8 protein-coding genes and 1 pseudogene are annotated in these 8800 nt (G+C 59.4%); 1 reads left to right on the forward strand and 8 read right to left on the reverse strand.

All coding sequences use genetic code 11. The features are described 5' to 3' along the window. A pseudogene (locus EOA86_RS41480) lies at positions 1-164 on the forward strand (integrase); the annotation flags it as partial. Between the two features lie 615 nt (positions 165-779). Here EOA86_RS41480 and EOA86_RS11690 read toward each other — a convergent pair. From EOA86_RS11690 to EOA86_RS11725, 8 genes are all read right to left on the reverse strand, one after another. After that, entirely contained in the window at positions 780-1190 is a 411-nt protein-coding gene (locus EOA86_RS11690) for a RidA family protein (RefSeq protein WP_128341771.1), read from the reverse strand. A gap of 10 nt (positions 1191-1200) precedes the next feature. Further along, positions 1201-1869, reverse strand: a complete 669-nt coding sequence (locus tag EOA86_RS11695) for an MBL fold metallo-hydrolase (protein ID WP_245497232.1) — start codon at positions 1867-1869, stop codon at positions 1201-1203. 144 nt (positions 1870-2013) lie between these two features. Further along, complete coding sequence (locus EOA86_RS11700) at positions 2014-3441, reverse strand: NAD-dependent succinate-semialdehyde dehydrogenase (RefSeq protein WP_128341774.1); 1428 nt, start codon at positions 3439-3441, stop codon at positions 2014-2016. A gap of 52 nt (positions 3442-3493) precedes the next feature. Further along, a complete protein-coding gene (locus EOA86_RS11705) occupies positions 3494-5137 on the reverse strand; it encodes a GMC family oxidoreductase N-terminal domain-containing protein (protein WP_128341776.1) in 1644 nt (547 codons plus the stop codon). A 40-nt stretch (positions 5138-5177) separates the two neighbouring features. Then, entirely contained in the window at positions 5178-6314 is a 1137-nt protein-coding gene (locus tag EOA86_RS11710) for an ABC transporter ATP-binding protein (RefSeq protein ID WP_128341777.1), read from the reverse strand. Continuing rightward, positions 6311-7138 carry an ABC transporter permease gene (locus EOA86_RS11715; protein WP_128341779.1) on the reverse strand — a complete coding sequence of 276 codons (828 nt, stop codon included), beginning with the start codon at positions 7136-7138 and terminating at the stop codon, positions 6311-6313. Before EOA86_RS11715 ends, EOA86_RS11710 begins: the two co-directional genes overlap by 4 nt. Further along, the gene (locus tag EOA86_RS11720) at positions 7135-7899 is read right to left on the reverse strand and encodes an ABC transporter permease (RefSeq protein ID WP_164891691.1); all 765 of its coding nucleotides are present in this window, start codon (positions 7897-7899) and stop codon (positions 7135-7137) included. Before EOA86_RS11720 ends, EOA86_RS11715 begins: the two co-directional genes overlap by 4 nt. 120 nt (positions 7900-8019) lie before the next feature. Beyond that, positions 8020-8800, reverse strand: a 781-nt coding sequence (locus tag EOA86_RS11725; RefSeq protein WP_164891692.1) for an extracellular solute-binding protein, incomplete at its 5' end; no start/stop codon positions are given.

The raw sequence follows: 8800 nt of genomic DNA on the forward strand, positions 1-8800 counted from the left end.
TCGCCGGCCAGACCGTCGGCATCAAACAGGTCGAGGACCATATCTGGCTGGTCAGCTTCGTGGACTATGATCTGGGATATTTCGACGATGAGACATGCAGGCTCGAACCACTCCAAAACCCTTTCGGCCAAAAGTGTTACCCATGTCTCCGGTATAAACCGTAACCTATGTGTCCAGAATGGACCCATTCCAATTGGCGCGCCGGACGAGATTCGAACTCCTGACCCCCAGATTCGTAGTTTATTTTCGGCACTTTCCGATTGTATCCGCATTTCCGCCTTCGCCCGCAATTCCTATCTCCTTCAGAACTCTGACCCAACACTCTCATTGCCTCTTGGACGACCGGTAAAGCGATCAGCTTCGTCAAATTCGAAAAAGGGGGAGCATCGCTCCGTCGGCAATGCCTCAGACGACATCAAAAATCCTGGTCGCCGCACGTCACGGAAGGCATCGCCATGAACCCCCGGCGTTGATCGAGTTGAAGAAGACCAAGCAGAAGGGCATCACCAAAAAACTGCAGACCCGGCTACTCATTCGGAAGAGCACCGGGCCCGCGCCGGAATAAGCGGGGACGTTTATAGCGGTGTCCAGACTGTCACCCTTAAGCACCGCCCACAGGGATGTTACCGTCTCTGGAACGTCGGCGATCACAGCGTTATGCGTTTGCGGCCCGACTCACGCGCGTCGGATATCTGTCGCTCGAAGACGGAAGCCGTCGTTGTATGGCGCAACCCCACCGGAGTGGAAGTGCGAGTTTGCCTGACCCGCAATGACGAATGCTATGTCTGGCGCTCGTCGGGGATAACCGCAGTGGCTTCAACCTCGATCAGGTAGTCGGGGAAGGCGAGTGTTTCGACACCTATCAGCACATCGGTCGGATAGTGGTCTCCGAATACTGCCCGGCGCCCCGGGTCAATCATCGGCAGAAACTCGCGCTTGTAGTTTGCCACATAAATGCCGAGCCGGGTCACGTCCTCCGGCCTTGCGCCCGCTGCTTTGATAGCCAAGCTCAGATTCGCAAACGCCTGAGCCGCCTGCGCCCTCATATCGCCCCGCCCGACGAGATTGCCGTTCACGTCTTCCGGGTATTGCCCAGCGATGAAGACCATCCGGCTCCCGCGCGCGATGATCACATGGGTGTAGTTATTGGGAGCATCTATCCCTTCAGGATTTATGCACAGGTGCGCCATTTGAACCTCCTCATTGAGATGTCTTCGACGGTTCCGCCTCGACAGTCACAGCCCATCGCCAGGCGATGAACTCCTCGACAATCTGCCGGTATCTGGCGCCGTCGAAACTGGCGAAATGCCCCCCATGACAGGTGCGAACGGGTAGCTCCCGTATGCGCTCGCAAGATGCGAGATACTGATCCTGATCCGCGCCGTACCAGCTGGTCCGCCCGATACCGCGGGATCCATTGTGAACCGCGTCGCCGCTGAAAAGGATCTGATCGCGGCGGTCATAGAGCATGATCGATCCGGGCGAATGGCCGGGTACGTGGATGACCTCGAAGGCGCGGTCGCCCAGGTCGATGACGTCCCCGCCCTCCAGTAGCCTCGTCGGCGCGGCGGGCGTGATCTTGTGGCTTTTGACCTCCAGAGGGTCGATTGGGACGGCGATCATCTCCGGCACCGCATAAGGGTCGTAGATCGTGTTCGCTCCCGTGGGATTCGCCAAAACAGATGCCTCGGCGGAGTGAATGCAGCGACATTCGAATTCGTGGTTGCAGCCGATATGATCGCAGTGGCTGTGGCTCGATACCGCTACGACATTGCGGCTGACGTCCTCGCCCAGGAAGCTGCGCAGCGACACATAGCCGAACCCGGTGTCGAAGAGCAGATTCCGGTGGCGTCCGCGCACCAGCCACATGTTGCAGCCGTGGCCTTCGTCTATGAACGTCTCGCGGATCTTGAATATGTTCTCGTCCACGCGTTCCGAGCGGTACCACTCCTGACATGAAAACTCGGAGAAACGTCGAAACATCCGATGCCACCTCGGCTGCTGTTTTCTGTTTTAGACCTGCGAGACGAACTTGGTGGAAAGGTAGGCATCGATGCCTTCAGTGCCGCCTTCCGAACCGATGCCGGAATCCTTGACCCCTCCAAACGGTGTCTCCGGAAGACTCAAGCCCAGATGGTTGATCGTCACCATGCCGCTCTCTATCGCCGATCCCAAAGCAGCGGCCGTCTTGCCGGACTGGGTGTAGGCATAGGCCGCCAGGCCGTAAGGAAGGCGATTTGCCTCCTCGACCGCATCATCGAATGTCCGGAATGGTCTTACAAAGGCGACTGGGCCGAAAGGCTCCTCATTCATGGCGAGCGCATCGATAGAGGGATTTGCAATCACAGTAGGCTCGTAAAAGTAGCCCTGGTTACCGATCTGCTTGCCGCCGGTTCTGATTTCACCTCCGGCTTTGATCGCGTCAGACACATAGGCGTCGATCGCGTCCAAACGGCGCCTGTTCGCCAGCGGACCCATCTTAGTACCGTCCGCCAGCCCGTCACCGACCTGGATGGAAGCTGCCTTCTCGGCGAATCTTTCGACGAAGCTTTCGAATACCGATTCCTGGATAAGGAATCGGGTCGGCGAGATACACACCTGTCCTGCATTCTTGAACTTCGCCGTGCTCAGCCCATCCACTGCCGCATCGATATCCGCGTCCGAAAAGACGATCGCCGGCGCGTGCCCGCCAAGTTCCATGGTCGCCCGCTTCATATAAAGCCCGGCCAGCGACGCAAGCTGCTTTCCGACGGCCGTGGAACCCGTGAACGAAACCTTCCGGATGACCCGGTGTGAAATGAGGTACTGCGAGATCTCCGCCGGCTCGCCAAAGACAAGGTTGATCACCCCTCGAGGAAGCCCTGCTTCGACGAATGCCGACACGAGTTCCGCCGGCGATGCCGGGGTTTCCTCGGGCGCTTTGATGATGACAGAGCAGCCAGCCGCCAGCGCCGCCGAGATCTTGCAGACGATCTGCAGGATGGGAAAATTCCAGGGCGTGAAGGCTGCGACGGGCCCGACCGGCTCGCGAACGGTGAACTGGTGAACGCCTTCGCCGCGCGCGGGGATGACACGTCCGTAGCTGCGCGTCGCCTCCTCGGCAAACCAGTCATTGGTTTCGACGGTCGCCTGGACTTCGTTCAGGGCTTCGTAAAGCGGCTTTCCCTGCTCGATCGAGATCAGTCGCGCGATCCTGTCTTCACGCTCGCGAAGAATGGCGGAGGCGCGGAGCATGGTCTTCGCGCGCTCCCGTGCGGGGACCTTACGCCAGACGGAGAAACCGCGCTGGGCTGCCGAGACAGCATCCCCAAGATCGGCCTCGCTGGCCTTTGCTACAGTCCCGATCACTTCTTCCGTCGCCGGATTGAGCACCGTGATGGTCTCGCCGGCCGATCCGCCGCGCCAGCTGCCATCGATGTACAACAGCGTGTCCTGATACATGAGAACTCCCTTCTGAAGCACCGCACCTTCCAAGGCGCGCTGCTAATTTGCATCAGGCGCGCGAGATGCCTCTAATGAGATCCGCGCCCTTTTCAGCGATCATGAGTGTCGATGAGTATGTGTTGGCGGACGGCATTGCCGGCATCACCGATGCATCTGCGATGCGCAGACCGGCGAGGCCGTGTACCTTGAGCTTGGGGTCGACGACCGCCAGCGGATTGCTTCGCGGCCCCATGCTGCAGGCGCCCATGAAATGGTACCCGGTGTTGCCGGTGCGCTGCGCGAACTCCAGCAAGGCCTGGTCGCTTTGGACCGGTAGTCCAGGCTCTTCCTCACGCTCTGCAAAGCGGGCAAGCGGTTCCGCAGCCATGAACCGGCGCGCCAGCCGAAGCGCCCTGACGACGACCGTTTGATCCGTCGAGGCCGAGAGATAGTTCGGCTGGATCACCGGTGACGCAGTTGGATCAGGCGAGATGATCGATATATGACCGACGCTTTCCGGTCTGTGCTGGCTGAACCCGCATGTCACCGCCGGAAAATCGTCCAGCACATAGACGTGGTCCGGCTTGTAGCTGCCAGGCGTGAAAATGTACTGGATATCCGGCCTGTGGACAGAGGTATGTGACCTGCAGAACGCATAGACGACGGACGGGCTAAGCGAGAGGATGCTCGACGCTCCCGCCAGCCACTTCATTATCTCGAGGCCGAGGCGCCACCCCCTCGCTTGCTGATTCAGGGAGATGACACCCTCTTTCATGCGCTGATTGATGTGGATGAAGTAGTGGTCGCGAAAATTCCGACCGACGCCGGGCAGATGGTGCCGCAGTTCTATCCCGGCTTTCGACAGCATGGCTCCATCACCAATGCCGGACAATTGCATGATGCGCGTCGTGTTGATGGTGCCTGCGCAGAGAATGACCTCACGGCGGCAACGCACAAGCACACGGTCGGATGGATTGCCGTCCTTGAAATACCAAACGGCTGAGACCCGGCCATTCTCGATGAGAAGATCGTAGACCTGTGAGAAGGGTCGGATGCTGACGTTTGAGCGCTTCAGCGCCGGGTGGAGGAAAGCTGTCGCAGCCGAAACGCGGAAGCGACCTCCGATCATGCGCTGGAAATAGCCGACCCCTTCCTGCTCTGCGCCGTTGTAATCAGGATTGCGTGCGACACCCGTCGATTGCACGCTCTCGATGAAGGCCTCACAAAGCTCATTCTTCCAGCCGGGATCGCTGACAGTGAGGTTGCCTTCCCGACCACGGTAGCGGGCCTCGCCGGGGCCAATACGTCGCTCCGAGCGCCGGAAATAGGGAAGAACGTCCTCATAGCCCCATCCCGGATTACCCATCCGGGCCCAGTCATCGAAATCTTCCGCCTGCCCGCGATTGTAGACCAGACCGTTAAGTGAGCTCGAGCCTCCGTACACCCGGCCCTGGGGAAGCGGAATCGCTCGCCCGCCGCTACCCGGACCTGGTTCGGATTTGAACGGCCAGATCAGCTGCGGGTCGGTGAGCGTCTTGACGTACCCCGCGGGAATATGAAGGAACGGGTTTCGGTCCGGTCCGCCGGCCTCCAGAACGAGAATGCTAGACTTGCCGTCCGCGCTCAGACGATTGGCGATAACCGAGCCGGCGCTACCGGCGCCAACGACGATGTAATCGAAGCTCGCTGCCTGAAGCTGTGTCATCGCGTTCATCTGAGATACTGCCCTGGACTGCTGATGAACAAGGGATGATCTAATCCGGCAAAAGCGTCACAGCGCCGGGCTGCGGAAGAATGGCAACAGGCCCGTTGACCGGAAACTCCTCTGCCGGGCCGGGTTTGTTGGGAAGGTGGACCTGGAAGGGAATATCGCCGTCCAGGGTCACGTAGGCGATAGAGCGAGATCCAAGGTACACCAGACGCTCGACCTGGCCCTTGAGGCCTTCTCGGTGATCTCGGGTTCCCTGGGAGAGGGTCAGATGCTCCGGCCGCATGAAGACCTGGCAGTGCTCTCCCGCACGAGCGTCAGGATGTGGCGGGGCATCCAGTCTTATCTTCCCGGCCGGTCCACAATCAAGAAACCACCCCTTCGCTCCCTCGTTAAGCAACGTTCCTTCGATGCGGTTGCAACGACCCATGAAGTCGGCGACGAAAAGGGATCCGGGGCTGCTGTACACCTGCTTGGGCGTGCCAATCTGCTCAACCTTTCCGCCATTCATGATGACGATGCGATCCGACATGGCGAGCGCCTCTTCCTGATCGTGCGTCACGAGAACGGTGGCGATGCCAAGCCGAAGCTGAAGCTCGCGAACCTCCTCCTGCATCCGGCCACGAAGCTTCGCGTCGAGGTTGGAAAATGCCTCATCGAGCAAAAGCATCGACGCGCCGCTCGCAAGGACTCGCGCGATAGCAACACGCTGTTGCTGCCCGCCGGAAAGCTCGTTCGGTCGACGGTCCTCATAGCCTTCCAGCTTAACCAGGCTCAAAGCCCAGCGGACCTTTTCCGCGATGGCGCCGCTTTTCTCGCCTCGCATCTTCGGGCCGAAGCCCACATTGCCGCGGACAGTCATGTGCGGGAAAAGCGCGTAGCTCTGAAACAGCAGACCCACGTCGCGCCGGTAGGACGGCATTTCCGTGATGTCCTTGCCGCCCAGAATGATCTGACCTTCATCGGGGGCGATGAACCCTGCGATCATCCGCAGCGTCGTCGTCTTCCCGCAACCGGATGGGCCAAGCAGCGAAACGAACTCGCCCGCCTGTACATCGAGTGAAACATCTTTGACGACAGTCAGCGCTCCAAACGACTTGGATATGCCTCGCAGTTCGAGAACCGGCCTTTTATCGACCCGCGCACTTTCCTGATTTGATGCAGACATTTCAATCACGCTCATTTGGACACCGCCACAACTCGGCCAAGCGCCTGCAGCCGATTTATGATCAGCAAGACACACAGTGTAATAGCAAGAATACAGGTCGCGAGCGCGGCGGCGCCGGGGTCGATGTAGTACTGGATATATTGGTACAGCCACAGAGGAAGCGGGTTCATCTCACCGGAGAAGAGGAAAAACGTCACCGTGAAATTGGAGAACGAGGTGAGCCACGCGAAGACCGCCCCGGCCATCACGCCACCGCGTATGCTCGGCAAGGTGATGTAGAAAAACGTGGCGACGCGGTTCGCTCCCAGATTCATGGCGGCGTCTTCCAGGTTTCGATCAAGCGTCTCTAGGCTCGCGGTGACCGTGATGACGACGCACGGCAGCGTGATGATCAGATGCCCGAGCAGCAATCGCAGCCATGTCGGAACGCCGCCAATCGCGCTGAACCACAGGACCAGTCCGATCCCAGTCACGATCTGCGGGAAAAGCAGCGGAAGCATGAAGAGTTGGCGCAGGATCTGAGTGCCCGGCAGTTTGGATCTTTGCAGAGCATAAGCGCCGAGCGTTCCCGCGATCACAGCGCCAACCGTGCTGGCCAACCCAAGCCAGAGGCTGGTAAACACCGTGTCCACCAAGCCTGGCTTCATTCCTGGCGCGTCGCGGAGAAAATCCAGCAGAGCGGCATACCACTTCAACGACAAACCGTCGGGCGGAATCCGGACAATCTGGCCGCTGTTGAAGGAGGCGAAGACAATCACCACCAGCGGCCCCTCTAGATAGATGAAGAACGCCGCGACATAAGCGAAGAGCAGGCTGTTTGACGTGATACGCAGTTTCATGCCGAACGCCTACCCTTCGATAGGACCCATCCGTAGATCGTGAGCAGAATCAGGACGAGACCCACAAGAACCACGGATTGCGCCGAGCCTTGTGGCCAATTGAGTGTCGTAAGCATGGTCTGCTGCATGAGGGTGGTCATCACGCTTACGTTTCCGCCGCCGAGCACCAAAGGCGCCACGAACGCGCTCGTCGAAAGAGCAAACACCAAGAGCGTACCAGCGACGATTCCGGGGCGGCTCAACGGCAAGGTCACATGAAAGAATGCCCGCGCGGGTGACGCGCCGAGGTTCATCGCTGCATCGTTCAAAGCCGGATTGATGCGCTCCAGAACCGCCGCTAACGGTAAGATCATGAAGGGAATGTTTTCATGAATGAGCTCGAGGACAACGGCGAGTTCCGTATAGATCAGCCGCTTGGGCGCGGCCCAGACTCCGGCCGCAGTCATCAGGCCATTGACAGGCCCATTCGGACCTAAGATCACCATCCAGCCATAGGCTCTGATGAGGACGTCGGTCAGCATCGGCGCGACCAACAGAAACATGAGCAGGCCGCGGTAGCGGCCCGCTCGGGAGATCGCGACCGCTACAGGATAGCCTATGACCAGGCAGACCACCGTGACGGTCAGGCTGATGCGCAGGGTCCTCAGCAGACTCTTGAGCTGCGACGGGTCCGTGAAGATGAAGACGTAGTGCTCAAGGGTCCAGGCCGGTACCATCGTGCGGACGGGATCCCATTCGTTGAAACTGTATCGAGCCAGCATGAGGCAGGCGCCGACCAAGGGAACAAGTACGGCTATCCCCGGAGCAAAAAGGGCAATCGCGCGCCAGTCTGTTCTAGATCGCATTTTCAACGTATGAGTCCCGGCAAAAGTCGCTGACGATCAGCTGTTGAAGATCCTGTTCCAGTTCTCCACGATTTCTGGTCGTTTGTTGACGAGTTCGAGACGCGGCACCTGGATCGCTTTGGCGAGCTGCTCGGGAGTATGGACCACATACGGCGCGGCGGACTCCGAAACGACCGTCTTCTTATTGGTGGGGCCGTACCAGATATCCGTCGCGAAACCTGCCTGCGCGTCGGGTGAAAGCGCCTGGTTGATGAAGGCGTGGGCGAGATCGCGATTGCCTTTCGACCCCTTCACGATCACCGCGGCGCCGGTGATGGCGAAATAGCCTTCCTTCAGGGAGGTGGTCGCGCCGATTTCCGCGCTGTTGACCATGTAGGGTTTGAAATAAGACGGGATATCAACTGCCGCGATTGCCTGGCCGGCCTGCAGCGCCTGAGCATCAAGGGCACGGTTCTCGATGAACGAGAAGACCTGAGGCTTCAGCGCCTCGAGCTTGGGCCACGCGGGAGCGAGATTGTCGAGCCCGCCGCCGCCGAGCCGCGCAGCCATGACCGTCAGCAGCAGAGCCTGGGTGTCGTTGATCGACGGCACAAGCACCTTGCCCTGATAGTCCGGAGACCAGAGGTCCTCCCAGGACGCCGGCGCGGCCGCCTTCTTGTTATGAAGGATGGTCGTGATGTAGGTCCAAAAGCCGACGCCAAACCCGCCGTCCAAAACGAAATCCGGATGGACGTCGGCTGCATTCGGAACTTTCGAAAAATCGATCTTGTCCAGCAAGCCCTGGCGATTGAGGGAGAAGACACCGACGTCGTCCAAC

Source organism: Mesorhizobium sp. M5C.F.Ca.IN.020.32.2.1 (assembly GCF_004023105.1).
Lineage (GTDB): Bacteria > Pseudomonadota > Alphaproteobacteria > Rhizobiales > Rhizobiaceae > Mesorhizobium > Mesorhizobium wenxiniae.

What these genes read in the sequence shown, in the direction of transcription:
- EOA86_RS11690 (WP_128341771.1), bottom strand. Translation starts at nt 1,190, where the DNA reads ATGGCGCACCTGTGCATAAATCCTGAAGGGATAGATGCTCCCAATAAC.
- EOA86_RS11710 (WP_128341777.1), bottom strand. Translation starts at nt 6,314, where the DNA reads ATGAGCGTGATTGAAATGTCTGCATCAAATCAGGAAAGTGCGCGGGTC.
- EOA86_RS11695 (WP_245497232.1), bottom strand. Translation starts at nt 1,869, where the DNA reads ATGTGGCTGGTGCGCGGACGCCACCGGAATCTGCTCTTCGACACCGGG.
- EOA86_RS11720 (WP_164891691.1), bottom strand. Translation starts at nt 7,899, where the DNA reads ATGCTGGCTCGATACAGTTTCAACGAATGGGATCCCGTCCGCACGATG.
- EOA86_RS11705 (WP_128341776.1), bottom strand. Translation starts at nt 5,137, where the DNA reads ATGAACGCGATGACACAGCTTCAGGCAGCGAGCTTCGATTACATCGTC.
- EOA86_RS11700 (WP_128341774.1), bottom strand. Translation starts at nt 3,441, where the DNA reads ATGTATCAGGACACGCTGTTGTACATCGATGGCAGCTGGCGCGGCGGA.
- EOA86_RS11715 (WP_128341779.1), bottom strand. Translation starts at nt 7,138, where the DNA reads ATGAAACTGCGTATCACGTCAAACAGCCTGCTCTTCGCTTATGTCGCG.